This is a genomic window from Pseudonocardia thermophila (genome assembly GCF_900142365.1).
GTDB classification, from domain to species: Bacteria; Actinomycetota; Actinomycetes; order Mycobacteriales; family Pseudonocardiaceae; genus Pseudonocardia; species Pseudonocardia thermophila.
The window spans coordinates 392531-419530 of record NZ_FRAP01000001.1; the positions used below are offsets into that span (position 1 = coordinate 392531).

Consider the following 27000-nt stretch of genomic DNA (forward strand, 5'->3'; position numbering starts at 1 on the left):
CCGCGGAAGACTGACGCATCAGGTGGGCTCGCGGGCCTCCCGCAGCCGCGCCATGGCCTCCTCCACCGCCGGCGGATCGCCCTCCAGCAGCCGCAGCGCGTCGTCCACGCCCGACCGCAGCCGCGCGCACTCCGCCGCCTGGTCCGCCACCTGCATGTGCATCGTCCACAGATCGACGAACACCGCCACCTTCGACCGCAGCACCCACGGATCGAACGGCTTGGTGATGTAGTCGACCGCGCCCGCCTGGTAGCCGCGGAACGCCAGGTGCGGGTCGTAGTCCACCGCGGTGAGGAACAGGATCGGGATGTGCCGGGTCCGCTCCCGCTGCTTGACGTGCCCGGCCGTCTCGAAACCGTCCATGCCCGGCATGTGCGCGTCGAGCAGGATCACCGCGTAGTCCTCGACGAGCAGCCTCTTGAGCGCGTCCTCCCCGCTGGTGACCGCCACGATCTCGACGGGGAGCCCCTCCAGGATCGCGGTCAGGGCCAGCAGGTTCTCCCGCCGGTCGTCGACGGCCAGCACCCGGGCCGTGCGCGTGGTCATGCGCTCCGTCCTCCACGATGACCGTTACGCCGACCGTCACGCTGTGCTTCGCGCCGGCGCTCCCGCCGCGCTTCCTCCCGGGCCGCCCGCGCCGGGCCGACCCACGTGGCCATCAACGACAGCAGCTCGTCGATGTCGACCGGCTTCGTCACGTACTCCGTGGCGCCGGCAGCCAGGCTGGACTCGCGGTCGCCCGGCATCGCCTTCGCCGTCAAGAACACGACCGGCAGGTCACGGCCCTGCGGCAGCGCGCGGATGCGTCGGGTGGTCTCGTTGCCGTCGAGGTCGGGCATCATCGCGTCCATCAGGACCATGTCGACCTCGGCGTGCTGGGTGAGCAGCTTGATCCCGTCCGCGCCGTTGTCGGCGTACAGCACGGTGAGCCCGTGCAGCTCCAGCGCGCTGGTCAGTGCGAACACGTTGCGCACGTCGTCGTCGATGATCAGCACGGTGGCCCCCGCCAGCTCCGGCACCGGCCGCGCCCCCGAACCCGCGGGGTTGCCGCGCAGGATCGCGGTGCCGGTGGTCGGCTGCTGCGGATCGGCGAGCTCCGCCGCGGAGATCGCCTCCGGGTTGCGCCGCTGACCGCGGCCCGGCGCGCCGCTCGGTGACGACGACAGAGCCGACGACAGAGCCGACGACAGAGCCGACGACGTGGACGACGACAGAGCCGACGGCGGCGACGACGTCAGGGAGGGCGGAAGGTGCTCCGGCAGCAGGAGCGTGAACACCGAGCCGACGCCGACCTCGGACGACACCTCGATCTTGCCGCCGAGCATGCCGGCCAGCTCCTTGGAGATCGACAGGCCCAGGCCGGTGCCGCCGTACTTGCGGCTGGTGGTGCCGTCGGCCTGCTGGAACTGCTCGAAGATCATCTCCAGCTTGCCGTCGGGGATGCCGATCCCGGTGTCGCGCACCGCGAACGCCACCACCACCGGCGAGGAGTCCAGGGTCGGCACGCCGTGGACGACGCCCGGCGGCACCGGCGCGACCTCCAGAGTCACGTGCCCCTCGTCGGTGAACTTGACGGCGTTGGCCAGCAGGTTCCGCAGCACCTGGCGCAGCCGCTGGGCGTCGGTGGTGATCTCCCGCGGCAGGTCCGGCGACAGCTCGACCCGCAGCTCCAGGCCCTTGTCCTCGGCCTGCGGCGCGATCGCCTGCTCCAGGTCACCGCACACCTCGACCAGGTCCACCGGGCCGGTGTCGATGTCGACCCGGCCGGCCTCGATCTTCGACAGGTCGAGGATGTCGTCGATCAGCCGCAGCAGGTCGGAGCCCGCGCCGTGGATGGTGCGAGCGAACTCGATCTGCTTCGGGGTGAGGTTCTTCTCCGGGTTGTCGGCCAAGAGCCGCGAGAGCAGCAGCAGCGAGTTCAGCGGCGTGCGCAGCTCGTGGCTCATGTTGGCCAGGAACTCCGACTTGTACTGGCTGGCCTGCGCGAGCTGCTGCGCCTTCTCCTCCACGCCGCGCCGCGCCGCCTCGATCTCCATGTTCTTGATCTCGACGTTGCGGTTCTGCTCGGAGAGCTGCTTCGCCTTCTCCTCCAGCTCGGCGTTGGCGCGCTGCAGCTCAGCGGACTGGGCCTGCAGCTCCATCGCCAACCGCTGCGACTGAGCCAGCAGCTCCTCGGTGCGGCGGTTGGCCTGGATCGTGGTGATCGCGACGCCGATCGTGGCGATCACGCGCTCCAGGAACATCAGGTGCAGCGGCGAGAACGGGGCGACCGAGCCCAGCTCGATCACGCCGAGGCACTCCCCCTCGTACTGCACCGGCAGCACGACGACCGAGCGCGGCGCGCTCTGCCCCAGGCCTGAGCGGATCGGCAGGTAGTCCGGCGGCACGTCCTCGACGAGGATGCGCTCGCGGGTCGCTGCGGCCTGCCCGACCAGGCCCTCCCCCGACGCGAACGACAGCGGCGGATCGCCGACCGGGCAGCCGTAGCCGCCGGTCATCACCCACCGCACCTCGGGTGCCCTGCCCGGCTCCGGCTCGGTGGCGGAGGCCAGGAAGAACGCGCCCACCTGCGCGTTCACCAGCGGGGTGACCTCGTTCATGATCATGCGGCAGATCTCGCCGAGATCGCGCTGGCCCTGCATGAGGCCGCCGATGCGGGCCAGGTTCGAGTCGATCCAGCCCTGCTCGGCGTTCTCCCGCGTGGTCTCCCGCAGGTTGGCGATCATCAGGTTGATCGTGTCCTTGAGGTCGGCGATCTCGCCGGCCGCCTGGACGCTGATCTGCTGGGTGAGGTCGCCGCTGGCGACCGCGGTGGACACCTCGGAGATCGCCCGCAGCTGGGTGGTGAGCGTCGACGCCAGCTGGTTGACGTTCTCGGTGAGGTCGCGCCAGGTGCCGGAGACGCCGCGGACCTGGGCGAGCACGCCGAGCTTGCCCTCCGTGCCCACCTCGCGGGCCACCCGGGTGACCTCGGCGGCGAAGGCGGAGAGCTGGTCGACCATCGTGTTCACGGTCGACTTCAGCTCCTGGATCTCGCCCCGGGCGTCGACCGTGATCTTCTGGGTGAGGTCGCCGTTGGCGACGGCCGTGGTGACCTGGGCGATGTTGCGCACCTGATCGGTCAGGTTCGACGCCATGTAGTTGACGTTGTCGGTGAGGTCGCGCCAGGTGCCGGAGACGCCCTTGACCTCGGCCTGCCCGCCGAGCTTGCCCTCCGTACCCACCTCGCGGGCCACCCGCGTGACCTCGTCGGCGAACGACGACAACTGATCCACCATCGTGTTCACCGTCGACTTCAGCTCCAGGATCTCACCCCGAGCATCGACCGTGATCTTCTGCGTCAGATCACCCCGCGCGACCGCCGTGGTGACCTGCGCGATGTTGCGCACCTGATCAGTCAGGTTCGACGCCAGCTGGTTGACGTTCTCCGTCAGGTCCCGCCAGGTACCGGACACCCCCTGCACCTGCGCCTGACCACCCAGCTTCCCCTCCGTACCCACCTCGCGGGCCACCCGCGTGACCTCGGCGGCGAACGACGACAGCTGATCCACCATCGTGTTCACCGTCGACTTCAGCTCCTGGATCTCACCCCGAGCATCGACCGTGATCTTCTGCGTCAGATCACCCCGCGCGACCGCCGTGGTGACCTGCGCGATGTTGCGCACCTGATCGGTCAGGTTCGACGCCAGCTGGTTGACGTTCTCCGTCAGGTCCCGCCAGGTGCCGGAGACGCCCTTGACCTCGGCCTGCCCGCCGAGCTTGCCCTCCGTACCCACCTCGCGGGCCACCCGCGTGACCTCGTCGGCGAACGACGACAACTGATCCACCATCGTGTTCACCGTCGACTTCAGCTCCAGGATCTCACCCCGAGCATCGACCGTGATCTTCTGCGTCAGATCACCCCGCGCGACCGCCGTGGTGACCTGCGCGATGTTGCGCACCTGATCAGTCAGGTTCGACGCCAGCTGGTTGACGTTCTCCGTCAGGTCCCGCCAGGTACCGGACACCCCCTGCACCTGCGCCTGACCACCCAGCTTCCCCTCCGTACCCACCTCGCGGGCCACCCGCGTGACCTCGGCGGCGAACGACGACAGCTGATCCACCATCGTGTTCACCGTCGACTTCAGCTCCTGGATCTCACCCCGAGCATCGACCGTGATCTTCTGCGTCAGATCACCGTTGGCGACGGCGGTGGCGACCTGGGCGATCCCGCGTACCTGGTTGGTCAGGTTCGCGGCCATGACGTTCACCGCGTCGGTGAGGTCCTTCCACGTGCCGGCGACGTTCGGCACGACGGCCTGCCCGCCGAGCAGGCCGTCGGTGCCCACCTCGCGAGCCACCCGGGTGACCTCGTCGGCGAACAGCCGCAGCGTGGCGGTCAGCGCGTTGATCGTGTCGGCCAGCTCGGCGACCTCGCCGCGGGCGTTCACGGTGATCGTGCGCGACAGGTCGCCCTGCGCGATAGCGGTGGCCGCCGTGGAGATCGACCGCACCTGGTTGGTCAGGTTGGACGCCATCGTGTTGACCGAGTCGGTGAGCGCCCGCCAGGTGCCGGCGACGCCGCGCACGTCGGCCTGGCCGCCGAGCTTGCCCTCCGTGCCCACCTCGCGGGCCACCCGGGTGACCTCGTCGGCGAACGACGAGAGCTGATCGACCATGGTGTTCACGGTGCGGCCGATGCGCCGGAACTCACCGCGCAGCGGGCGGCCCTCGATCTCCAGCGCCATGTGCTGGGACAGGTCGCCCTCGGCCACCGCTTCGATGACCCGCGCGATCTCGGCGGTCGGCGCGGCCAGGTCGTCGATCAGCGCGTTGATCGCCCGCGCGCTGGTGGCCCAGCCGCCGTCCCCGGCCTCCTCGTCCAGCCGCTCCGACATGCGACCCTCGCGGCCGACGACGCGCGACAGCCGCAGCAGATCGCGGTTGCGCCGCTCCTGCATCGCGACCATCTCGTTGAACGCGTCCACGACGGCGGCGTGCCCCTCGTACGGGGGCAGCCGCACGTCGAACCGGCCCTGCCGCACCTGTTGCATCGCCTCGGCCAGCTCCGCGAGCAGCCGGTGTTCCCGCTGGTCACCAGAACCGTTCGGGTCCGGGGCGTCGCTCGGAGCGATCGTCCCCCCGCGAGCCCTTCTGGTCGTCACGATCGCAGCCCTCCCACGCAGTGGTGCGAAAGACGCCGGCCCGCTGGTTCGATCATCGGCCGCTTCGCGCACCGGGAGGAGCCGGGCGCCCACCGCACGCCCGACCCTAGCGCCCCATCGCGGAAGGGTCGCCACCGAACTCGGCGGCCCAGCCGGGTCGCAGGCGGTGGCCGGCTCCTCTGGTGTCGGTCGACCATCCCCGGTGGGGCGCCAGCAGCGCAACGCGCACTGCGGCGAGCGGACCACCGAGCCGCGTCGAGCGGACCGCGCCCGGGCAGGGCACACTGCACGTCGTGCCCTCACAGCTCGAGCGGCGGATGCGCTTGCCGCCCGATGCGCGCTCCCCCGCGCGGGCGCGGCGCATGCTCCAGGACGCCCTGCGAGAGGCCGAGACCGCGGCGGCCGCGGCCGGCGCCGGGCCGGTGGACGCGCTCGCCGACACCGTCGTGCTGCTGGCCAGCGAGCTGTGCGAGAACGCCGTCCTGCACGCGGGCACCGAGTTCGAGGTCGAGCTGGTCGTCACCCCGGCCGAGATCACGGTGTCGGTCACCGACCGCGGCCAGGGCGCGCTGGAGCTGCACCTGGCCAAGCCGCGCCGCCAGTACGGGCGCGCCGCCACCCACGGCCGCGGCCTGGAGCTGGTGCAGCGGCTCGCCACCACGTGGGGCACCCGGCACGAATCGGACGGGCGGCACGTCATCTGGTTCTCCATCGCCCGCACCCCCGAGGCCGCGGCGCCCGAACGGCCGGTGAGCGTGCCCGACCCGGAGCGGGTGTGGTCGGACGCCGAGCAGGCCCGCTGGCTGCTGCACGTGCCGCCGTCGCTGATCGAGCGGCTGGAGCCCATGGAGCTGGTGGCCGAGCTCGTGCGGCGGCTGCGCGAGCTGCTGCGGGCCGAGTCGGTCAGCGTCGAGGTCGACGAGGGCGACGGCGCCGGCGTCCGGGAGGTGGCCCGCGACGGCATCGGCCGCTCCCCCCTCGACCGGCGCACCGCCGTCGAGGTGCCGCTGCCGGTCACCCCGCCGCTGCGCGGCACCCTGCGCGTCACGCACCGGCGCGACCGCCCGGAAGCCGAGCTGGCCCCCGACCGGGTCCGCGACCTGACCGAACTGATCGCCTACCGGGTCGCGATGGCGGTCGAGTCGCGCTGGCTGCGCGCCGTCGACCAGCGCCGCCGCGCGTGGATGACCTACCTCGCCGAGACCAGCGAGCTGCTCGGCCAGTCCCTCGACGTCGATCTCACCGTGGCCGTCGTGCCGCAGGTGGTGGTGCCGCGGCTGGGCCGCTGGTGCGCGGTGCACCTGCTGGAGCCCGACGGTCGGCTGAAGCTGGCTGCGCTCACCCACGCCGACGAGAACGAGATCACCGAGCTGCGCGCCGTCCTCGATCCCGAGGTCCGCCCGGGGATGCCCGCCGAGCTGCGATCCGTGCTCAACGAGCTGGTCCGCGACGCTGTCGCGCCGGTCCGCGTCACCGCACCGGCCGACGCGCTGGCGCTGCCGCTGCGCACCCGCGGCCGCACGATCGGCGTGCTGCTCATCGGCCGTCCCGCCGGCCGTCCGCACAACCCCGAGGACGTCGTGCTGGCCGGCGACATCGCCCGCCGCGCCGCACTTGCCATCCACAACGCGCAGAGCACCGCCGCGCACGTCGCGGTCTCCCAGGAACTTCAGCAGGCCCTGCTGCCGCGCGCGTTGCCCGTCGTGCCCGGGCTGGACTTCGCCGCCGCCTACCTGCCGGCCAGCACCGGCAGCGACGTCGGCGGCGACTTCTACGACGTGCTCACCGTTGATCCGGCGCACTGGCTGGTGTCGATCGGCGACGTCTGCGGCAAGGGCGCGCGGGCCGCGGCTCGCACCGGCCTGGTCCGCGACGTGCTGCGGGTGCTCGTGCGCGATCACCGCTCGCTCCAGCAGGCGATCGAGGTGCTCAACGCGGTGATGATGGAGGCCGCCGATCCGCTGCAGTTCTGCACGCTCGCGGCCGCCATGGTGAGCCGCCCACCGCTCAGCGGCGGAGGCCTGGACGTCGAGCTTGTGCTGGCCGGGCACCTGCAGCCGGTCGTGGTGCGGCACACCGGCAAGGCCGAGCTGATCGGGGTGTTCGGCACCGCGGTCGGGCTGGTCCCGACCGTGCAGCTGGAGTGCACCCGCCACCACCTGGAGCCCGGCGACGTCCTGCTCGTCTACACCGACGGGGTCACCGAGCGCCGCCGCGGCACCGAGCAGTTCGGCACCGAACGCCTGCTGGACGTCGCGGCCGGCGCCGCCGGGGGCACCGCCGCCGCCGTCGTCGAGGCGACCCGGGAGGCGGTCGAGCGGTTCTCCCCCGAGCCGATGGACGACGACGTGGCCCTCCTCGCGGTGCGGGCAGCCCCGTGATGGTCAGCACGTGAAATGTCTGCGAACGGTCGCGCACCCGGCCGTCGGTGACGCATCCTGGTGGGGTCCGTGCGCTCGCTCGTCACGAGGATCCGAACGCTGCACCGCAACCCGCGCTCCGAACGCCCCGCTCTGCGTGACCCCGGGCTGAGGCGGGAACTCCGCTCCCGTCCGACGGTACTGCTGATCCTGTTCTGCCTGCTCGTCGGGCTGCCGGTCGCGATCCTGCTCACCCCGGCGCAGGAGGTCGTCGCGTTCGGCCAGCACATCGCGGTCGGAGCGCGCCCGCCGGAGCCGAACCTGTCCGGGCCGGCCCGGCTGGTCCAGGTCGGCAACACCGCGCTCGACATCGACCGCATCCAGGTCTACGGCCCGCTGCGCCCGCAGATCACGCTCGGCCCGATGCAGCGCAACGCGGCGTCGGAGGCGATGTTCGATCCGCAGGCGGGTCCGGCGGCCGCCGCAGCCGCGGTGCAGGCCGTCACCGACGGGTTCCTCACGTGGTACGTGCTCGGCGGACTCGGCCTGCTGGCGTTCGCGCTGGTGTCGGCGGCCGCGGCCGCCGGGATCCGCACCCTGCTCGTGGTGCGTGCCCAGAGCCGGGCGGGTGCTGATCACCAGCCGCTCGCGGACATCTGGGCCTACTGCGTGCGCGCGGCCGGCCGGATGACCGTGCTGGCCACCACTGTCTCCGCGCTCGCGTGGCTCGCCTGCGGCTGGCTCGCCTACGACGGTGCCGCGGGCGGGCTCCAGGGCGTCAACTCGCTCACCCAGCTCGTCGGGGTTCGGCACGTGTCGCCGCCCCCCGCCGGTCCCGCCCTGATCGGGTTCAAGGGCGCGGTGATCGGCGACTCGCGCGCGGCCCGTGTCGGCGGCCCGCCCGTCGGCGAGCGCGGCGACCGGGCCGACGACGCCGTGTGCGCCCGCAGCAGCGACTCGCTGGCCGTCGAGATCGGCCAGCTCATGCCCAGCAGAGTGTTGAACCTGGCCTGCCCGGACGCCACCGTCACCGAGGGGCTGCTCGGCCCGCAGGTCCGCGAGGGCGTCACGCTGCCCCCGCAGATCGCCTCGCTCAAGCAGTTGCAGGGCCTGGAGTTCGTCGTCGTGGTGATCGGCCCGAACGACGTGGGCTGGACCGACTTCCTGCGGTACTGCTACGGCGTGGCCGAGTGCGATGACGCGCTGACCGAGGGCGAGTTCACCTACCGGCTGGCCGCGTTCGACCAGGCCTTCGGCCAGCTGCTCGCCGAGCTGAACGATCTCCCCGGCCGACCGCAGGTGATCGTCACGACGTCGTACGACGTGTTCCCGCCCGGCTCCGAGCTCGACCCGGCGTGCCCCGACCTGCGCTTCCCCGGCACCCCCGGGCTCGACGCGCGCAAGGTGGACCTGTTCGCCGCGCGCAACGCCCAGCTCAACGAGGTGCTCACGACCGGCGCCGAGAAGTACGGGTTCTCCGTGGCCCGCCCGGCGCTGCGACCGCTGTGCACTGACGGCACCCCGGAGCTCGGCCCGGACCTGCAGGGCATCGACAACCCGAACGCGTTCCACCCGACCGGGGTGGGCTCGCTCCGGATCGCGTCGGCCGTGGTCCGGCTCATCGCGCCGAACGCCACGTCCTGATCAGGCCGGTCGGTCGCGGACGACCAGTGGGAGGACGAGCAGCGCGACCGCCCAGACCAGCGCCGCTGCCCCGCCGGTGACGCCGAGGCTCGCGAGCTCGTCGGGCCACCGCAGCGAGAAAGCGCCCAGTCCGGCCGCGGCGAGCGCCGGGAACACCGTGCCGACGCGCCAGCGCGGCTGCCCCGCCCCCTGCGCGAGCGCCACGACCACCGTGGCACCGGCGATCGTCAGCCCGAACCCCGCCTGCATCGGCAGGTGCGCGAGGCCCCACGTGTCGTCGTCGGCCACCCCGGCGTACGCATGACGCAGCACCACGACCGCGTAGGCGACGGCACCGATCAACGCGATCAGGGAGAGGACCGCGAGCAGTGGGTGGCAGCTCCGCAGCGACAGCGGCGGGAACCGGAGCGATCGCCGAGCCACCAGCGCCGGGACGAACGCGCTGACCTCGAGGAACAGCGCGGGCAGCACCTGTCCGGGGGCGAACCCGGCCACGGCGGCGACGAGGACGGCCGCGGCCGCCGCGAGCACCTGCTGCAGCAGGATCGTCGCGGCCGGGCGCACCGCCCACGCCAGCAGCGGCAGCATGACCAGCACCGTGTAGAGCAGGCCCCAGCCGGCCTCCACCAGGAGGAAGTGGCGGAACCGCGGATCCTCCGCCACGGCCGTGGCGAGGTCGACGAGCCCGAAGAAGAGCACGCCCCAGAACAGGGCGAACACAACGGCGAGCGCCCGGGCCACCCACTCGGCCCGCGGCCGCGCCGCGGGTGCGGTCGTGGCAGGATCACTGGTCACTCGCGACTTCTACCACCCCGGGGCAGGATCGGGTGCCGTGGCCTACTGGGTCCTGCACGTCGATCTCGACCAGTTCATCGCCGCGGTGGAGCTGCTGCGGCGCCCCGAGCTGGCCGGGCGCCCGGTCGTGGTCGGCGGCAGCGGCGATCCCACCCAGCGCGGCGTGGTCGCCACCGCCTCGTACGAGGCCCGCGAGTACGGGGTGCGGTCGGGCATGCCGCTGCGCACCGCGCTGAAGCGCTGCCCCGACGCGGTGTACCTGCCCGTCGACAAGCCCACCTACGAGGAGGCGTCGGCCGGGGTGATGGCGGTGCTGCGGGAGTTCCCGGTGATCGTCGAGGTGATGGGCTGGGACGAGGCGTTCGTCGGCGGCGAGACCGACGATCCCGAGGCGCTGGCCGCCGAGATCCAGGTCGCGGTGCTGGAGCGGACCCGGCTGCACTGCTCGATCGGCATCGGCGACAACCTGCTGCGCGCCAAGATCGCGACCGAGTTCGGCAAGCCGCGCGGCCGGTTCCGGCTCACCAAGGAGAACTGGTTCGACGTGATGGGCGAACGGCCCGTGACCACGCTGTGGGGCATCGGCGCCAAGACCGCCCGCAAGCTGGAGGATCGCGGGATCCGCACCGTGCGGGAGCTGGCCGCCGCCGATCCCGCGGCACTGGCCGCCGAGCTCGGCCCCACGATGGGCCCCTACTACGTGCAGCTCGGCCGCGGCCTGGGCCGGCGTGTCGTGGAGGGCACGCCGTGGGTGCCGCGGTCACACGGGCGTGAGGTCACTTTCCAGGAGAACCTCACCGACTGGGCGCAGGTGCGCCGCGAGGTCGCCGCCCTGGCCCGGACCGTCGCCGCCGAGCTGCAGGAGGAGGGCCGCCCCGCTGCTCGGGTCGGCGTCAAGGTGCGGTTCGCGCCGTTCGTCACCCACACCCGCAGCACGACGCTCGCCGCGCCCACACTGGATCCCGACGCGCTGGAGAACGCGGCCCTGCAGGTGCTGGACCTGTTCCGGCCCGGGCGGGCCGTGCGGTTGCTCGGGGTGCGGGCGGAGTTCGAGCGCTCGTGACCACGACGAGGGGCCGCGGCACCCACCGCGGGCTACGCCCACTCTGCTGCTCGGGCGGCCGGGTCGGGCCTGACGATCCGCCGCGTTGCTGATCGGCTCCCTGTTCGCGGACTCGACCACGACGGAAGACGTCGCGACGCCGCGCACCCCGGGCGGGCGGCCCGCGCGGTGGCGGACGCCGCACTCGATGTGGAAGCCACTTTCATCCGAAATTCAATGTCATTAGTATGTGCCTCGCTGATGGACCTCGCCAACGTCGGCGAGGAGGCTCGAGAGGAGCACTCCATGGATCGTCTTCCGACCGCTGGGACGGAGACCGCCGCCGCATCGGACGCCCTCATCGAGGAAGCGGCGATCGACGGCCTGCGCGACGGCTGCTGATCGCACATGAACACCGCATCGATCCGGCTGCGTCGCCGCATCCGCGCGCGTTGCGCGCACCCGATCCCGCGGCGGTGACGGCGGAACATCCGTCGGCGGCAGCGAGCAACACCGACATCCGCGGCCGCGCGGCGCTCGCAGGCACGATCGACGACGGCGTCGCGACGCTCGGCAGGCTCGAGATTCGCCGTCGACGCCGACATCTGCATCATCACCGGCCAGGACGAGGTCACGCCGGAGATCTGGGACCTCGAGCAACCTCACCGACCCGTTAACGCGGTGCAGCTGCCCGGCCCCGCACCTCACCGCCGCGGGCAGCAGATCCAACACCCTGACCAGCCCCGGCGGGACTCGAGGGTCCGCCGCCGCTCACCCTCCGTCGCCTCGAGGTCCGGGGTGACCGGGCAGGCCTCGCCACCGAGCTCGCCCAGTACAGCGTCCACGTCAGCGCTTCCTCGCCGATGACGAAGCGCGCAGCGCCACCGCTCCGCCGATGAGCACCGACGCGGGCACCACCGAACACCGAGAGAGAGAACAGGAGCACACCATGGGGGTCCTCGAAGGCAAGGTCGCCTTCATCACCGGGGCCGCGCGCGGCCAGGGGCGTTCGCACGCCATCCGCCTCGCGCAAGAGGGCGCCGACATCATCGCGGTCGACATCGCCGCACAGATCGAGTCCGTCGCCTACCCGATGGCCACTCCTGACGACTTCGCCGAGACGGTCCGGGCGGTCGAGGCGCTCGACCGGCGCATCCATGCCGTCCGAGTCGACGTCCGGGACCGCACGGCGCTGCAGAAAGCGGTCGACGCGGGCGTCGCTGAGCTGGGCGGACTCGACATCGTCATCGCCAACGCCGGGATCGCCCCGCTGTCGATGCACCCCAGCGAGCAGGAGTGGTACGACGTGATCGACGTCAACCTCACCGGCGTCTACCACACGATCGAAGTGGCTAAGCCGGCGCTCGTCGCCGGCGGCAAGGGCGGCTCCATCGTCATCACCAGCTCAACCGCGGGCCTCGCGGGCATCGGCGGCGGCACCCCGGGCGCCCTCGGCTACACCGCCGCCAAGCACGGCGTCGTAGGGCTCATGCGCTCGTACGCGAACGAACTCGCCGCGCACAGCATCCGCGTCAACACGATCCACCCGACCGGGGTGAACACCCCGATGGTCGTCAACGACGTCATGCAGGAAGTCCTGCAGAACGACCCGCACCTCAAGACCAACGCCACGGTGAACGCCCTCCCCGTCCCGATGATCGAGCCCGAGGACATCTCGAACGCCGTCGTGTTCCTCACCTCGGACGCGGGCCGCTACATCACCGGCGTGACGTTGCCCGTCGACGCCGGCTTCCTCAACAAGCGCTGAGGGGGTAGCTGGATGCGGGACGAGTATCGGGCGAGGTCACCTTCCGCTGTGGTGCGACCGGAACCCCGCTGCGCGTCCTCGGCGGGGAAGGGCGGAACACTGCCCCAGGGGTTCAACCCCGGGCTCCGGGCCTCCCAACGGTCGGGCCGGGCGGCTCCACCGCCGCTCGGCCACCCCCGCAGGCAGATCATGACCGACCCCCTCGCCGAACACCTCACCGGCCCGACCCGCGCCCACGACATCCCCATCGAGATCCAGGCCGACGTCGACGTCACCGCACTGCGCGACCTCGACGCGCCGATCCCGGCCGAGATCCCGGGTTCGGGCCCATCCCGGTCGCGCTGCTCGCGGATGGTGAGGGACCAGGACCATCCGGCGCCTCTTCACCACAGACGGCGTCATCATCGGTGGCGAAACCCGCAGCCGCGGGTTCCACCGCACCCTCGCCACCACCATCACAGCCCGCGACGACGGCCGCTGCACCGCCCCCTACCGCGGCACCCCGATCCACCACATCGATCACCGCGTCCGCCGCAGCGACGGCGAACCAACCGAACTCGGCAACGGCAACGGCATGCTGCACGCTGCACAACCACGCGGAAGAAGTAGGGGTCAGCCGGCGACCACCCCGGAGACCGGCGCGGCGAAGTCGTGCCCCGTGGTCACCTAGGCCGCCTGTGCCAGCTCGGTGGCCGAGCGGCCGGCGGGCAGGGCGAGTGGCTCCGGCCCGGCCGGGACCCGTACGACCAGCACCCCTGGTTCGATGCGCATGCGCAGTTCGGTGACCTCGCCGATCGGGTCGCCGTCGATCTGCGCGGCCTGCGGGGCTTCGGTGGTGATCACGACCTCGCGGGCCTGCCAGTGCTCGATGCGGGGGTGTCCGTGGCGACGCCGGGTGATCACTCGGAGGAGGACGGCGATCCAGCCGGCGAGGCCCTTCGGGGCGACGTTGACGATGTCGAGCTTGCCGTCGTCGAACGCGGCGTCGGGCATCAGCACGATGCCGGCGAGCAGGGTGCCGATGTTGCCGACGACGACGGTGCGGGAACGGCGACGCAGCGGCGGGCCGTCGTCGACGGAGAGGGTGACCCGCGTCTGCGGGCCGAACATGGCGCGGAAGCCGGTGATGACGTAGGCGAGGCGGCCGACCCGGGCCTTCAGCGCCTCGTCGGTGTTCTGCATGATCGCGGCGTCCAGCCCGGTGCCGGCCATCACGAGGAAGACCCGTTCCTCGTCGGAGCCGTCCACACGGACGTGGCCGACGTCGATCGTGCGGTCGTCCCCGGTGAGCGCCACGCGGGTGGCCGAGGTGAGATCGGTCGGTACGCCGACGGAGCGGGCCAGCAGGTTGCCGGTGCCCATCGGCACGAGCCCCAACGCCACGCCGGTGCCGGCCAGCGCCTGCGCGACGGAGCGGACAGTGCCGTCGCCGCCGCAGGCCAGCACGACGTCGGCGCCCTGCTCAACGGCGCGGCGGGCCTGGCCGGTGCCAGGATCCTCGGCGGTGGTCTCCAGCCAGAGCGGCTCGGCCCAGCCGAGGCTGGTGCAGACAGCGGTGATGCGAGCGCGGGCGCCCGGTTCGACCCGCAGCGGGTTGGCCACGACGGCCGGCAAGGGCCGGTCCTCCGGCTCGGCCTGCAGAGGCTCCACGGCGACCGACTCGCGGCGCAGCCGCACGGCGAGCAGCACGCCCGCGACCACGACCACGAGGGCGACGACCACCACCGCCGCCACCCACCACTCGTTCACGGCGAGCACCCTATGTCGTCGGCCTCGTCGGTCCCCGCGACGGCCCCGGACGCGCGCGCCACACCGCGCGGTCCGGGAGGGATGGACTGCGCGCGGTGTGGCGCACGAAGGTTCGCGCGACGGCCGCGTCCGTGGACTGCGACGACCGCGCGGTGGCAGGCGGCGACCTCCGCGGTCGCCCGCGAGGCTCAGGCGGTGACCAGCGGGATGATCTCCGGCTCGGTGTAGGGCAGGCCGAGGTCGTGCGCGACCTGCAGGCTGTGCAGCTTGCCGTCGTGCGTCGACAAGCCCGCGGCCAGCGCCGGGTCGGCGGCGAGCGCGGCCCGCCAACCCCGATCGGCCAGCTCCCGGACGTACGGCAGGGTCGCGTTGGTCAGCGCGTACGTCGAGGTGTGCGGCACGGCGCCGGGCATGTTGGCGACGCAGTAGAAGACCGAATCGTGGACCTGGTAGGTCGGGTCGGCGTGGGTGGTGGGGCGGGAGTCCTCGAAGCAACCGCCCTGGTCGATCGCGATGTCGACCAGCACCGAGCCCGGCTTCATCCGGCTGACCAGCTCGTTCGACACCAGCCGCGGGGCGCGGGCGCCCGGCACGAGCACGGCGCCGATCACGAGGTCGGCTTCCAGGCAGACCCTCTCCAGCTCGTGGGCGTTGGAGACGATGGTGCGCACCCGGCCCGCGTAGTGGGCGTCGAGGGCACGCAGCTTGACGATGTCCAGGTCGAGGACGGTGACATCGGCACCCAGGCCGACGGCCATCGCGACCGCGTTCTGCCCGGAGACGCCGGCCCCGATCACGACGACCTGCGCGGGCCGGACCCCGGGCACGCCGCCCAGCAGCACGCCGCGGCCGCCGTTCGCCTTCATCAGCGTGGTGGCGCCGACCTGGACGGCCAGCCGCCCGGCGACCTCGCTCATCGGTGAGAGCAGCGGGAGGGTGCCGTCGGGCAACCGGACGGTCTCGTAGGCGATGGCGGTGATGCCGGAGTCGAGCAGCGCCTTCGTGCACGGCAAGGACGCGGCGAGGTGCAGGTAGGTGAACAGCACCTGGCCACGGCGCAGCCGGTGGTACTCCTCCTCGATCGGCTCCTTGACCTTCAGCAGCAGCTCCGCCGCCGACCACACGTCGTCGGCGGTGGGCAGGATCCGGGCGCCGGCGGCCACGAAGTCGGCGTCGCTGATCGAGCTGCCGACGCCGGCGCCGCGTTCCACCACCACCTCGTGGCCGTGCCGGACCAGCTCGTTGACACCGGCCGGCGTCAACGCCACCCGGTACTCGTGGTTCTTGACCTCGCGCGGGACCCCGATGAGCATGCGCCATAGAATGAAGAAAGTGCGCCATGAGCACAATGTGTTCGAAGAAGATTCGCGAAGAGGCGACTGTGGACCACTATCCTGCATCACCTCACCCTTCGGGGAGGCTCTCACCGCAGGATTTTCGGCTCGACGAGATCGACCGGAAGATCCTGCGCGCACTGGTGGCCGACGCGCGCATCTCCAACAAGGACCTCGCCGAGCACGTCGGCATCGCTCAGTCCACCTGCCTGACCCGGGTGCGGACGCTGCGGGAGCGCGGGGTGATCCGCGGGTTCCACGCCGACGTCGATCCCCGGACGATCGGCCACGACCTGCAGGCGATGGTCGCGATCCGCCTCCAGCCGCACGCCCGCTCGGCGATGAACGAGATGACCGCCGCGCTCACCGCCCGCCCGGAGGTGCTCGACGTCTACTTCGTGGCCGGTGCCAACGACTTCCTCATCCACGTCGCCACGGGCAGCACCGACGAGCTGCGCCGGTTCGTCGGGGATGTGCTCAACCGCGACCCGGCCATCGCGGGCACGGAGACCTACCTGATCTTCGAGCACACCCGGGCGCTCCCCCACTACGTCGGGGACGTCTGACAGAACTCCCCGAGGCCCTCGATCAGCCGGTCCACGTCCGCGTCGTCCACGTACGGCGCCAGCCCGATCCGCAGGGCCCCGGTGTCGCCGAGGCCCAGCCACCGCGACGCCTCCAGCGCGTAGAACGAGCCCGCCGGGGCGTTGATCCCCCGCCCGGCGAGGAACGCGTAGGCGTCGGCGGTCTCCCGTCCGGGGACGTCGATCAGCAGGGTCGGGGTGCGGTGCGCGGCCCGCGAGTAGACGGTGACCGGCAGGTCGGCCAGTGCGGCCTCGATGCGGGCGCGCAGCCGGTCCTCGTGCTCCTCCACGGCGGCCATCGAGGTGACGAGCCGGTCGCGGCGGGTGGGGCCGGTGCCGGCGATGCCGGCGAGGAAGTCGACCGCGGCGGTGACGCCGGCGAGCAGCTCGTAGGGCAGGGTGCCGAGCTCGAACCGCTCGGGCACCGCGTCCGTGGACGGCAGCAGCTTCTGCGGGCGCAGCATCTCCAGCAGCGCCGGGTCCGCGGCGAGGACGCCCAGGTGCGGGCCGAGGAACTTGTACGGCGAGCAGGCGTAGAAGTCGGCGCCGAGCGCGTCGACGTCCACGGCGGCGTGCGCGGTGAGGTGCACGCCGTCGACGTGCACCAGCGCTCCCACCTCGTGGGCGAGATCGGCGATCGCCCGCACCGGAGGTCGGGTGCCGATGAGGTTGGACGCGGCGGTGACCGCGACGAGCCGGGTACGCGGGGAGAGCACCGCAGCGAACGCGTCGGCGGAGAGTTCACCGGTCTGCGGGTCGAACTCGGCCCAGCGCACCCGGGCGCCGGAGGCCTGCGCGGCGAGCAGCCACGGGCGGATGTTGGCGTCGTGATCGAGGCGCGAGACGACGATCTCGTCACCGGGCGCCCAACCGGTGGCCAGCGTACGGCCGAGGTCGAACGTCAGCGCGGTCATGCTGCGGCCGAACACGATCCCGCCCGGATCGGCGGCCAGCAGATCGGCCATGGCGCCGCGGGCGTCGAGGACGATGCGGTCGGCGTTGCGCTCGGCAGCGGTGACGCTGCCGCGGTTGGCCAGCGGCGCGGTGAGCGCGGCGGCGACGGCGTCCGCGACCGGCTGCGGGGTGAGCGATCCCCCGGGCGCGTCGAAGTGCGCGTAGCCCGCGTTGAGCGCGGGGAACTGCGCGCGCAGGGCCGCGACGTCGTAGGTGCTCACCAGAATTCCGGATCGCCCGGCTGATCACCGACACCGGGGGCCCGGTGCCGGCCGCGCTGCACGCCCCGCTGGTAGCCGCCGAGCCGGTCGCGCACCCGCTCGGGCGCGACGGTGTCGGGCTTCGGCGTGGCCGCCTCGCTGCGCCGCGGCGGCGGGACGAGCTGGTCGCCGGGCTTGCGCCGGGGCAGGCCCTTCGGGGTGAGCTCGGTCGGCTCGGATCGGGTGGCCCGCTCGGCGGCGGCCCGCCACTCCCGGTCGGCCGGGGTCTCCCAGTCCAGCACGCTCACTCCCCCCGACGGGTCGCCGTCGGCGAACCACGCCGAGGCGATGGCTTCGTAGATCGGGGTCGACTCCTCTTCGGCGTTCGGATCGATCGGCAGGTCGGAGAGCGGTCCGAACAGCTCGTCGATCTTGCGCTCGGGCTTGGTGCTGTACGCGACCCCGTTGACGGTGCCGTTGTGCGAACGCTCCGGCACCGCGGCGAAGGCGGGTTCGAGATCGGGCAGCCCGATCGGGCCGAACCCGGACTCCGGCGTGGGCACCGTGTTCAGTTCGGCCGGCCCGGACAGCGGGTGGGCCGAGAACCCGTCGAGGGACGACAACCCACCGAAGTCGAGGCCGTCGTCCACGCCGTTGTTGTCGTAGCCGTTGTTGTCGTAGCGGTTGCTGTCGGAACCGTTCTTGTCGAAACCGTTCGACAGCGAGCTGCCGTTGCGGACGGCCGAGACCTCCTCGATGACCAGCGCCGCACGCGGGCACAGCAGGCTCGCGACGAGATCGCCCTCACCGAGCGCGCGGGTGACGGAGATGCCGTGGCGGGACCGGGCGGCCAGGCGCTCCGCGGTGTCGAGGGCGCGGCGACCGCCGAACCCGTCGGGATCGTGCCGGGTGGCACCGACTGCGAGGACGTCCACGGTGAGCGAGCCGGACACCTCGATGCGGGGAGCGACGTGCACACGGGCGCCGGGGTACACCGCGGTGGCGTGGTCGAGCAGTTCGGCCAGCACATGGAGCAGCTCGGTGGCCGCACCCGGCACGACCGAAGCCGCCGGGGTGGCGCCGACCTCGACCCGGCGGGGCTCCTCCGCGGCCGTGGCGGCGGCGAGCAGCACGTTCTCCAGGTCCTGGGGAGCGTCCTGGCGGACCCCGGGATCGCGACCCGCCAGCAGGAGCAGGCTCTCGCTGTCGCGGCGCATCCGCCGGGCCAGGTCGATCAGCTCGGGCAGCTCGGCGGGGTCGGTCTGCAGCGGGTCGCCCTGCAGCCGCTCCAGCAGCCACAACTGCCGGTCGAGCCGCGCCTGCAGCCGACGGGCCACACCCGCTTGGGCGTCGGCGTCGTCCACGACGCGGCGCACATCGGCGTAGGGCGGGTCACCGTCGGCCGCGAACGTCCGGTCAACCACCAGTCGGTCCTCTCACGACGAGTCGATGCGCGCCGGTCGGGGGCACGTCCGGGTACCCGGTTCGGGGGCGGCCGGGCGCCGCGGACGACGCGACACGCATGTCGTTGCCGAAACGCTACATCGGGATCTTGCGGGGAGACAGCGATCGGCCGCAGCTGCGCTCAGGGCACCGCTGGCTGCGACGGACGGTGACGAACCGTTCTCTCCCTGGTCTGCGACGTGCCGCGATGGGGGGGACGGGCGGTCCCCGCCCGCCGACCGGCGCCCACCCCGCCGACAGGGATCACACGACGGACGCAGCGGACGCGTCGTCATCGACGTTGCGGCGCAGCCGGACGAGCAGGTCGCGCAGCTGGGCGAGCTCGTCCTCGCCGAACCCGGCGCGCAGCCGCGCGTCGTGCTCCCGGGCGGCGACGGCGAGTCGCTGGAACATCGCCTCCCCGGCCTCGGTCATCTCCAGGACGTGCACGCGGCGGTTCTGGGGGTCGCGGCGGCGCACGACCAGGCCCTCGGCTTCCATCCCGTTGAGGTGGTGGGTGAGCGTGGCTCCCCGGATGCCGATCGCGGCGGCCAGCTCGCGCTGGTTGCGGGTACGGCCCTGCTTGAGCGCCAGCAGCACCAGCCAGGTCGGCCGGGACCCGCCCGCTGCGGCGAGCCGCTCGTCGAACGCCCGGCCGACCACGCGGGCGGTGTGCGCGAGCTCCATCCCGATCGGGATCGACATGGTGATCAGCCTAGCCTGATCGATAGACGTCGTACGGTTAGATGTGCATCAGCCGTGGTCGGGGCCGAGGTCGACCAGCAGCTTGTCCAGGCCGAACACGATCGACCGCTTGCGGTAGGGGATCTCCTCGGGGGCCATCGCCAGGCTCATCTCGGGAAACCGGCGGACCAATCGGGGGAACGCCGTGCGCATCTCCAGCTTGCCCAGCTCGGCACCCACACAGCGGTGCGCCCCGAAGCCGAACGCGACGTGCCGGCGGGACGACTCGCGGTGCAGGTCGAATGCCTCCGGCTCCGCGCCGGCGAACTTCGGGTCGCGGTTCGCCCCGGACAGCGACGGGATCACGATGTCGCCCTTGGCGATCCTCTGCCCGCCGAGCTCGATGTCCTCCTTGGCGAACCGCGGGAACGCCACCTGGACCACCGACATGTAGCGCAGCAGCTCGTCGAGGAACTTCTCGATCACCGCGTCGTCGGTGCGCAGCGCCTCGTGCACGTCCGGGCGCTGCAGCAGCAGGATCGTGCCCAACCCCAGCATGCTCGCGGTGGTCTCCAGTCCGCCGGTGAGCAGGCCGTCGGCGAGGCCGGTCAGCTCCTCGTCGGTCAGCTCGTCGCCGTGGTCGGCGACGAGCCGCCCGAGGATGCCCTCCCCCGGTGACTCGCGGTTCGCCCGCACCAGCTGCTCCAGGTACGGCAGGGCATCGGTGATCGCCGAGAGCGCCCCCTGCGCGCCCTCCAGCATGTCGAACCGGGCCGCGGACAGCCGCTGGAACTCGGCGCGATCGGCGTAGGGCACGCCGAGCAGCTCGCAGATCGACAGCGCCGGGATCGGCAGCGCGAACTCGGCCATGAGGTCGACGACGCCGTCGTTGTTCGCGGCCGCTGCAGCCAGGGCGTCCAGCCGCTCGGTGACGATGCCCTCGACGAGCGGGGTGAGCCGGGCCAGCCGCCGCCCGGTGAACTCCGGCATGACGAGCTTGCGCAGCCGGGTGTGCTCGGGCGGGTCGGAGAAGCCGAGGCCGCCGGGGTTCGCCCCGTCCTCCATGCCGACGACGCCGGCGAGGTGGCGGTAGTCGTTGGAGAAGCGGTCGGTGCTGCCCAGCACGGTGCGCACGTCGTCGTAGCCGGTGACCAGCCAAGCCCCGATCCCGAGCGGGAACTTGATCCGGCTGACGCCGCCCTCCGCCCGGTGGCGGGCGAGGTCCGGCACCGGGTCGAGGCCGTTGCGCTTGACCGGCATGAGGATGTGATCGGGCAGCATCGAGATCTTGGCCGTGGACAGGCCACCGCCGCCCTTGCCGCCGAGTGCCTTGCGGGCGAGGTAGCCGATCAGCCGCGACCGCAGCTTCTCGCCCAGACCGCGCAGCGTCCCGACGCCGCGCAGGCGCCCTCGGGACCCGGGGCCGTCACCGGACCCGATCACCTGCTCGCGTGGCTCCACGCCCGCGATTCTGCTCCACATCCCGCGGATGCAGATCACAAGCACCCGACAGAGCCGTCATCGCGTGACGAGTCCGACATTCCCTCACCCCTCGACGAGGGCCTGAGCTGCGGCGATGACGTCGGTCTCGGACACGAGCACGTGCCGGGCGGCATCGCCGAGCGGGACGAAGCTGTCGACGCTGGTCACCCGCGCCACGCGGCCGGTGAAACCGGCGTCGACCAGCTCCGCGAGCACGCCCTCGGACACCCCGCCGGAGCGGCGGGTCTCGTCCACGACGAGCACCCGCCCGGTCGCTTCGGCGGCGGCGAGCAGGTCCTCGACCGGCAGCGGAGCCAGCCAGCGCAGGTCGAGCACCCGCGCCTCGATCCCCTCGGCCGCCAGCGTGGCGGCCGCGCGCAGGGCGATCCGCAGCCCGTTGGCCCAGGACACGATCGTCAGGTCGGTGCCGGCGCCGTAGGTGCGGGCCTGCCCGATCGGCACGTGGTGCTCGGGGCCGGGATCCGGCGCGAGCCATCCGCCGTCGCCGTCCTCGTGCAGGTCACGGGTGTGGTAGAGCGCGATCGGCTCGAGGTACACGCACACCGCCCCGTCGACGGCGGCGGCCGCGGCGCAGGTCCGCAGCATCGCCGCGGCGTCGTCGGGCCGCGCCGGTGAGGCGATGACCAGGCCCGGGACGTCGCGCAGCACCGCGACCGCGTTGTCGTTGTGGAAGTGGCCGCCGAAGCCCTTCTGGTAGCCGTACGCGGCGATCCGCACGACCATCGGGTTGCGGTAGGCGCCGCGGGAGAAGAACTGCAGGCTGGCCGCCTCACCGCGCAGCTGGTCCTCGGCGTTGTGCAGGTAGGCCAGGTACTGGATCTCCGGGATCGGCAGCAGCCCGGACACCCCGGCGCCCAGCGCGAGCCCGAGGATCGTCTGCTCGTCGAGCAGGGTGTCGAACACCCGGGCCCGGCCGGCGGTCGCGGCCAGCCCGCGGGTCACGCCGTACACCCCGCCCTTGACGGCGACGTCCTCGCCGAACACCAGCGCGCCGGGGTGGGTGTCCAGCACGTCGCGCAGCGCCCGGTTGATCGCTTGGGCGAGGGTGAGCGGAGCGGGATCGGCGCTGCCGGTCCCCCGGGTCGCGACCGCCGCCACCTGCTCCGGGCGGCGCGGCGCGAGCGGGGCCACGACCTCCTCGGCCGACCGCAGCGGCCGCCGCCCCATGGCCGCCGCAGCGCGGGCCATCACCTCACTGCGCGCGGACTCGTAGCGGTCGAGCACCTCCGCCGGGGTCAGCACGCCCGCGTCGACGAGCAGCTGCGCGGTCCCCAGCAGCGGGTCGCGGGCGAGATCGGCGGCGATGTCGGCGGGACGGCGGTAGGCCGACTCCACGTCGGAGCCGGCGTGCCCCATCAGCCGCACCGTGCGCAGGTGCAGGAACGCCGGACGGCGGTGCGTGCGCACCCAGTCGGCGGCCGCCACGGCACCGCGCACCGCATCCACCAGGTCCAGCCCGTCCGCCGCCACGTAGTGCAGCCCGGGGCGCGAGCCGTAGGCGTGCGCGATCCACCCGGGTGGGGTCGGCACGCTGATCCCGATGCCGTTGTCCTCGCAGACCAGCAGCAGCGGTAGGGGCAGCCCGCGGTAGCCCACCTGGATGGCCGCGTTGATCGCGCCGGTGGCCGTCGAGTGGTTGGCCGATGCGTCGCCGAAGCTGGCGACGACGACCGCGTCCTCCGGCCACCGCGTGCCCACGCCGATGCGCTTGGCCCGCTCGATCGCGAACGCCACGCCGAGCGCCCTCGGCAGGTGCGAAGCGATCGTCGAGGTCTGCGGCAGCACCGCGAGATCGGGGTGGCCGAACACTTTGTGCCGCCCGCCGGCGATCGGCTCGTCGGCCGCCGCGACCAGGCCCAGCAGCACGTCGCCGACCGGGTCGGAGCCGGGCACCTGCCGGGCCCGCTCGAGGTAGAAGGCGCCGGAGCGGTAGTGCGGCAGCGCCGGATCGGTCGGCCGCAGCGCTGCGGCGACGGCCGCGTTGCCCTCGTGACCGGCCGACCCGATCGTGTACCAGCCCGCGCCCTTGGCGCGCAGCCAGCGCGCGGCGAGGTCGAGGTGCCGGCTGCGCAGCTGCACGTCGAAGAGCTCGAGCGCGCGGGCCGGCGTCAGGTGCGGGCCCAGATCGCGGGGCCGGCCGGGGGTCATGCGGTTCCGCACGACGTCGAGGAAGTGTTCGTCCACCTGCTCCACGACGTCACCCTGTACGGGCGTCGGCGCCGCGTCGAGAGCGACGAAACGATCGTCGGTGCCGACGAACGGACCGTTCGTGGATCTGCCCGCGCCGATCGGCCCGTGCCATGTTGGTGGCGTGAGCCTGCCGAGCACCGAAGCACTTCGCGATCTCGCCGCCGTCACGGCCCACCGCTGCGGTGTCCCGACCGCGTCGCTGACCGGGGACGGCATCGCCCGCACCCCCATCACCGGGGGCACGATCGCCGCGGTCGGGCGCGCTGAGCCCGCCGACGTCGACGCCGCAGTCGAGCGCGCCCGGGCGGCGTTCGCCGAATGGCGGGTCACGCCCGCGCCGGTGCGCGGGGCGCTGGTCCGCCGGTTCGCCGATCTGCTCACCCAGCACAAGGGCGAGCTGGCCATGCTGGTCAGCCTGGAAGTCGGCAAGATCACCTCGGAGGCCCTGGGCGAGGTCCAGGAGATGATCGACGTCTGCGACTTCGCCGTCGGCCTCTCCCGTCAGCTCTACGGCCGCACCATGCCCTCAGAACGGTCGGGGCACCGGCTCATGGAGACCTGGCACCCGCTCGGGGTCGTCGGGGTCATCACCGCGTTCAACTTCCCCGTCGCGGTGTGGGCGTGGAACACCGCGATCGCCTTGGTCTGCGGCGACCCGGTGGTGTGGAAGCCGTCCGAGCTCACCCCGTTGACCGCGCTGGCCGCGGCCGCGCTGCTGGACGAGGCGGCCGCCGAGTGCGGCGCCCCACCCCACCTCAACCAGGTGGTCCTGGGCAACGCCGAGGTGGGCGAGCGGCTGGTCGACCATCCCGGCGTCGCGCTCGTCTCCGCCACCGGCTCCACCCGCATGGGGCGCGCGGTCGGCCCGCGGGTCGCGGCCCGGTTCGGCCGCTGCCTGCTGGAGCTGGGCGGGAACAACGCCGCGATCGTCGCGCCGAGCGCCGATCTGGACCTCGCCACGCGCGCGATCGTGTTCGCCGCGGCCGGCACCGCCGGGCAGCGCTGCACCACCCTGCGCAGGGTGATCGCGCACCGCCGGGTCGCCGACGAGATCACCGAGCGGATCGCGAAGACCTACGGCACCCTCGTGATCGGCGATCCGCGCGCCGACGGCGTGCTCGTCGGCCCGCTCATCCACGGCGGCGCCTACCGGAGCATGCAGGAGGCGGTGAAGACCGCCGAGGCCGACGGCGGCACGCTCGTGACCGGCGGCGGCCGCCGGCTGGCCGAGGAGGCCCCGGAGGCGTTCTACGTCGAGCCCGCGGTGATGCGCATGCCCGGCCAGACCGAGGTGGTGACCCGCGAGACGTTCGCCCCGCTGCTGTACGTGCTGACCTACGACGACCTCGACGAGGCGATCGCGCTCAACAACGCGGTCCCCCAGGGCCTGTCGTCCGCGATCTTCACCCGGGACCAGGCTGAGGCCGAGCGGTTCCTGGCCGCCGACGGCTCCGACTGCGGCATCGCCAACGTCAACATCGGCACGTCCGGCGCGGAGATCGGCGGCGCGTTCGGCGGGGAGAAGGAGACCGGCGGCGGCCGGGAGAGCGGCAGCGACGCGTGGCGGGCCTACATGCGCCGGGCCACGAACACGATCAACTACTCCGGTGAGCTGCCGCTCGCCCAGGGCGTCCGGTTCACCTGAGCCAGTCGGCCCCCGCGTCAGTCCACCGTCGCCGCCGCGGCCTCGAACTGCGCGTTGTACAGCCGCGCGTAGGCGCCGCCCGCCGCCAGCAGCGACTCGTGGGTGCCCTGCTCCACGATCCGCCCCGACTCCATCACGAGGATGAGGTCGGCGTCGCGGATCGTGGAGAGCCGGTGGGCGATCACGAAGCTGGTGCGGTCGGAGCGCAGCGCGGCCATCGCGCGCTGCACGAGCACCTCGGTGCGGGTGTCGACCGAGCTGGTGGCCTCGTCGAGGATCAGCAGCGCCGGATCGGCGAGGAACGCGCGTGCGATCGTGATCAGCTGCTTCTCGCCCGCGCTGACGTTGCTGCCCTCTTCGTCGATCACGGTGTCGTAGCCGTCGGGCAGGCTGCGCACGAACCGATCGACGTAGGTGGCCCGGGCCGCGGCCAGGATCTGCTCTTCGGTGGCTTCCGGGTCGCCGTAGGCGATGTTGTCGCGGATCGTGCCGTTGAACAGCCAGGTGTCCTGCAGCACCATCCCGATCTCCGAGCGCAGCTGGGCGCGGTCCATCGTGGCGATGTCGACGCCGTCGAGGGTGATGCGGCCGGCGTCGAGCTCGTAGAACCGCATGATCAGGTTGACCAGGGTGGTCTTGCCCGCCCCGGTCGGCCCGACGATCGCGACGGTCTGGCCGGGCTCGGCCACCAGCGACAGGTCCTCGATGAGCGGGTGGCCGGGGTCGTAGGAGAACGAGACGTGCTCGAACGCGACCCGGCCGCGGCGCACCGCCGGGGTCGCCGGCGTCTCGGGGTCGGGCACCTGCTCAGGCTCGTCGAGCAGCTCGAAGACCCGTTCGGCCGAGGCCACGCCGGACTGCAGCAGGTTCGCCATCGAGGCGATCTGGGTGAGCGGCTGGGTGAACTGGCGGGAGTACTGCACGAACGCCTGCACATCGCCGAGGCTCATCGAGCCCGACGCCACCCGCAGCCCCCCGAGGACGGCCACCAGGACGTAGTTGAGGTTCCCGATGAACATCATCAGCGGCATGATCGTGCCGGAGATGAACTGGGCCTTGAACGACGCCTGGAACACCGCCTCGTTGCGCCGGCGGAACTCCTCCTCCACCTCGGCCGTGCGGCCGTAGACGCGCACGAGCTCGTGTCCGGTGAACGCCTCCTCGATGTGCCCGTTGAGGGCGCCGGTGGCCCGCCACTGGGCCACGAACTGGCCCTGGGAGCGCTTGGCGACGGTGGCGGTCACCCAGAACGTCAGCGGGATCGAGATCAGCGCCACCAGCGTCAGCAGCGGCGAGATCACGAACATCATCACCAGCACGCCGATGACGCCGAGCACGGACGTGAGCACCTGGCTGAGCGTCTGCTGCAGGGTCTGGGAGACGTTGTCGATGTCGTTGGTGACCCGGCTGAGCACCTCGCCGCGCTGCTGCTTGTCGAAGTACGACAGCGGCAGCCGGTGGATCTTATCCTCGACGTCGCGGCGCATCACGTAGACGACCCGTTGGACGATGCCGTTGAGCAGGTAGCCCTGCCCGTACGCCAGCAGGGACGCGACCAGGTACAGCGCGAGCACCCCGACCAGCACGTACGCGAGCGCGGTGAAGTCGATGCCCTGGCCGGGCACGACGTGCTGGGCGTGGATCAGCGCGGCGAGGGACTCGTCGCCCGCCGCGCGGGCCGCCTGCGCCGCTTCCTCGGTGGTCTGCCCGGCGGGCAGGGCGCGGCCGAGCACGCCGGCGAAGATGATGTCGGTGCCGTGGCCGAGGATCAGCGGGCCCACCGCGGAGAGCGCGGCGCTGACCACCCCGAACGCGAGCACGCCGAGCAGACCGAGCCGCTCGGGGGCGAGCCGGTGCAGCAGTCGCCGCGCGGACGGGCCGAACTGCGCGGGCTTCTCCGCGGGCATGCCGAGCCCGCCGCCCCAGCGGCCGCCGGGCGCCTGGTTGCGCGCCACCGTCAT

Annotated in this window: 17 protein-coding genes; 6 read left to right on the plus strand and 11 right to left on the minus strand. The window is 72.6% G+C overall.

The genetic code is table 11. The annotated features are described in order from the left end of the window. Window positions 1-18: 18 nt before the first annotated feature. Both BUE41_RS01875 and BUE41_RS01880 read right to left on the minus strand, forming a co-directional pair. Window positions 19-546 (minus strand): response regulator, encoded by a 528-nt coding sequence (locus BUE41_RS01875; protein WP_073455039.1) that lies wholly within the window; start codon window positions 544-546, stop codon window positions 19-21. Further along, window positions 543-5033 carry a hybrid sensor histidine kinase/response regulator gene (locus tag BUE41_RS01880; protein ID WP_084754182.1) on the minus strand — a complete coding sequence of 1497 codons (4491 nt, stop codon included), beginning with the start codon at window positions 5031-5033 and terminating at the stop codon, window positions 543-545. The genes BUE41_RS01875 and BUE41_RS01880 overlap by 4 nt, the downstream gene beginning before the upstream one ends. Before the next feature lie 404 nt (window positions 5034-5437). Between BUE41_RS01880 and BUE41_RS01885 the strand changes: the two genes are divergently transcribed. Further along, window positions 5438-7525, plus strand: coding sequence for a SpoIIE family protein phosphatase (locus BUE41_RS01885; protein ID WP_143171917.1), 2088 nt, complete (start codon window positions 5438-5440; stop codon window positions 7523-7525). A gap of 69 nt (window positions 7526-7594) precedes the next feature. Further along, a complete protein-coding gene (locus tag BUE41_RS01890; RefSeq protein ID WP_200803708.1) occupies window positions 7595-9148 on the plus strand; it encodes a GDSL-type esterase/lipase family protein in 1554 nt (517 codons plus the stop codon). On the opposite strand, the gene BUE41_RS01895 is transcribed toward BUE41_RS01890, so the two are convergent. Then, window positions 9149-9943, minus strand: coding sequence for a hypothetical protein (locus tag BUE41_RS01895; RefSeq protein WP_073455041.1), 795 nt, complete (start codon window positions 9941-9943; stop codon window positions 9149-9151). It lies immediately after the preceding gene. A 37-nt stretch (window positions 9944-9980) separates the two neighbouring features. Between BUE41_RS01895 and BUE41_RS01900 the strand changes: the two genes are divergently transcribed. Then, the gene (locus tag BUE41_RS01900) at window positions 9981-11006 is read left to right on the plus strand and encodes a DNA polymerase IV (protein WP_073455042.1); all 1026 of its coding nucleotides are present in this window, start codon (window positions 9981-9983) and stop codon (window positions 11004-11006) included. Window positions 11007-11934: 928 nt separating this feature from the next. Beyond that, entirely contained in the window at window positions 11935-12753 is an 819-nt protein-coding gene (locus tag BUE41_RS01905; RefSeq protein ID WP_073455153.1) for a mycofactocin-coupled SDR family oxidoreductase, read from the plus strand. Window positions 12754-13419: 666 nt separating this feature from the next. On the opposite strand, the gene BUE41_RS01910 is transcribed toward BUE41_RS01905, so the two are convergent. Continuing rightward, window positions 13420-14502, minus strand: coding sequence for a diacylglycerol/lipid kinase family protein (locus BUE41_RS01910; protein WP_073455154.1), 1083 nt, complete (start codon window positions 14500-14502; stop codon window positions 13420-13422). Window positions 14503-14690: 188 nt separating this feature from the next. Further along, window positions 14691-15815 (minus strand): alanine dehydrogenase, encoded by a 1125-nt coding sequence (ald, locus tag BUE41_RS01915; RefSeq protein ID WP_073455043.1) that lies wholly within the window; start codon window positions 15813-15815, stop codon window positions 14691-14693. 35 nt (window positions 15816-15850) lie between these two features. Here ald and BUE41_RS01920 point away from each other — a divergent pair, with 35 nt between their 5' ends. Beyond that, complete coding sequence (locus tag BUE41_RS01920; protein ID WP_084754183.1) at window positions 15851-16402, plus strand: Lrp/AsnC family transcriptional regulator; 552 nt, start codon at window positions 15851-15853, stop codon at window positions 16400-16402. Here the strand turns inward: BUE41_RS01920 and BUE41_RS01925 are convergent. The 5 genes from BUE41_RS01925 to BUE41_RS01945 form a co-directional block, all read right to left on the minus strand. Further along, window positions 16384-17601, minus strand: coding sequence for a cysteine desulfurase-like protein (locus BUE41_RS01925; protein ID WP_407691643.1), 1218 nt, complete (start codon window positions 17599-17601; stop codon window positions 16384-16386). The genes BUE41_RS01920 and BUE41_RS01925 overlap by 19 nt on opposite strands. Continuing rightward, the gene (locus BUE41_RS01930) at window positions 17592-18998 is read right to left on the minus strand and encodes a hypothetical protein (RefSeq protein ID WP_073455046.1); all 1407 of its coding nucleotides are present in this window, start codon (window positions 18996-18998) and stop codon (window positions 17592-17594) included. Before BUE41_RS01930 ends, BUE41_RS01925 begins: the two co-directional genes overlap by 10 nt. A 283-nt stretch (window positions 18999-19281) precedes the next feature. Then, window positions 19282-19722, minus strand: a complete 441-nt coding sequence (locus tag BUE41_RS01935) for a MarR family winged helix-turn-helix transcriptional regulator (RefSeq protein ID WP_073455047.1) — start codon at window positions 19720-19722, stop codon at window positions 19282-19284. 48 nt (window positions 19723-19770) lie between these two features. Further along, window positions 19771-21054, minus strand: a complete 1284-nt coding sequence (locus BUE41_RS01940; protein ID WP_407691644.1) for a cytochrome P450 — start codon at window positions 21052-21054, stop codon at window positions 19771-19773. A gap of 192 nt (window positions 21055-21246) precedes the next feature. Then, on the minus strand, window positions 21247-23397 hold the full coding sequence (locus BUE41_RS01945) for a thiamine pyrophosphate-dependent enzyme (protein ID WP_234996890.1): 2151 nt from the start codon (window positions 23395-23397) through the stop codon (window positions 21247-21249). A 118-nt stretch (window positions 23398-23515) separates the two neighbouring features. On the opposite strand from BUE41_RS01945, the gene amaB reads away from it, so the two are divergent. Further along, window positions 23516-25039 (plus strand): L-piperidine-6-carboxylate dehydrogenase, encoded by a 1524-nt coding sequence (amaB, locus tag BUE41_RS01950; protein WP_073455157.1) that lies wholly within the window; start codon window positions 23516-23518, stop codon window positions 25037-25039. A gap of 17 nt (window positions 25040-25056) precedes the next feature. Here the strand turns inward: amaB and BUE41_RS01955 are convergent, their stop codons facing one another. Then, window positions 25057-27000 carry an ABC transporter ATP-binding protein gene (locus tag BUE41_RS01955; RefSeq protein WP_073455158.1) on the minus strand — a complete coding sequence of 648 codons (1944 nt, stop codon included), beginning with the start codon at window positions 26998-27000 and terminating at the stop codon, window positions 25057-25059.

What these genes read in the sequence shown, in the direction of transcription:
- BUE41_RS01905 (WP_073455153.1), top strand. Translation starts at nt 11,935, where the DNA reads ATGGGGGTCCTCGAAGGCAAGGTCGCCTTCATCACCGGGGCCGCGCGC.
- BUE41_RS01875 (WP_073455039.1), bottom strand. Translation starts at nt 546, where the DNA reads ATGACCACGCGCACGGCCCGGGTGCTGGCCGTCGACGACCGGCGGGAG.
- BUE41_RS01920 (WP_084754183.1), top strand. Translation starts at nt 15,851, where the DNA reads ATGTGTTCGAAGAAGATTCGCGAAGAGGCGACTGTGGACCACTATCCT.
- BUE41_RS01935 (WP_073455047.1), bottom strand. Translation starts at nt 19,722, where the DNA reads ATGTCGATCCCGATCGGGATGGAGCTCGCGCACACCGCCCGCGTGGTC.
- BUE41_RS01955 (WP_073455158.1), bottom strand. Translation starts at nt 27,000, where the DNA reads ATGACGGTGGCGCGCAACCAGGCGCCCGGCGGCCGCTGGGGCGGCGGG.
- BUE41_RS01880 (WP_084754182.1), bottom strand. Translation starts at nt 5,033, where the DNA reads ATGCAACAGGTGCGGCAGGGCCGGTTCGACGTGCGGCTGCCCCCGTAC.
- ald (WP_073455043.1), bottom strand. Translation starts at nt 15,815, where the DNA reads ATGCTCATCGGGGTCCCGCGCGAGGTCAAGAACCACGAGTACCGGGTG.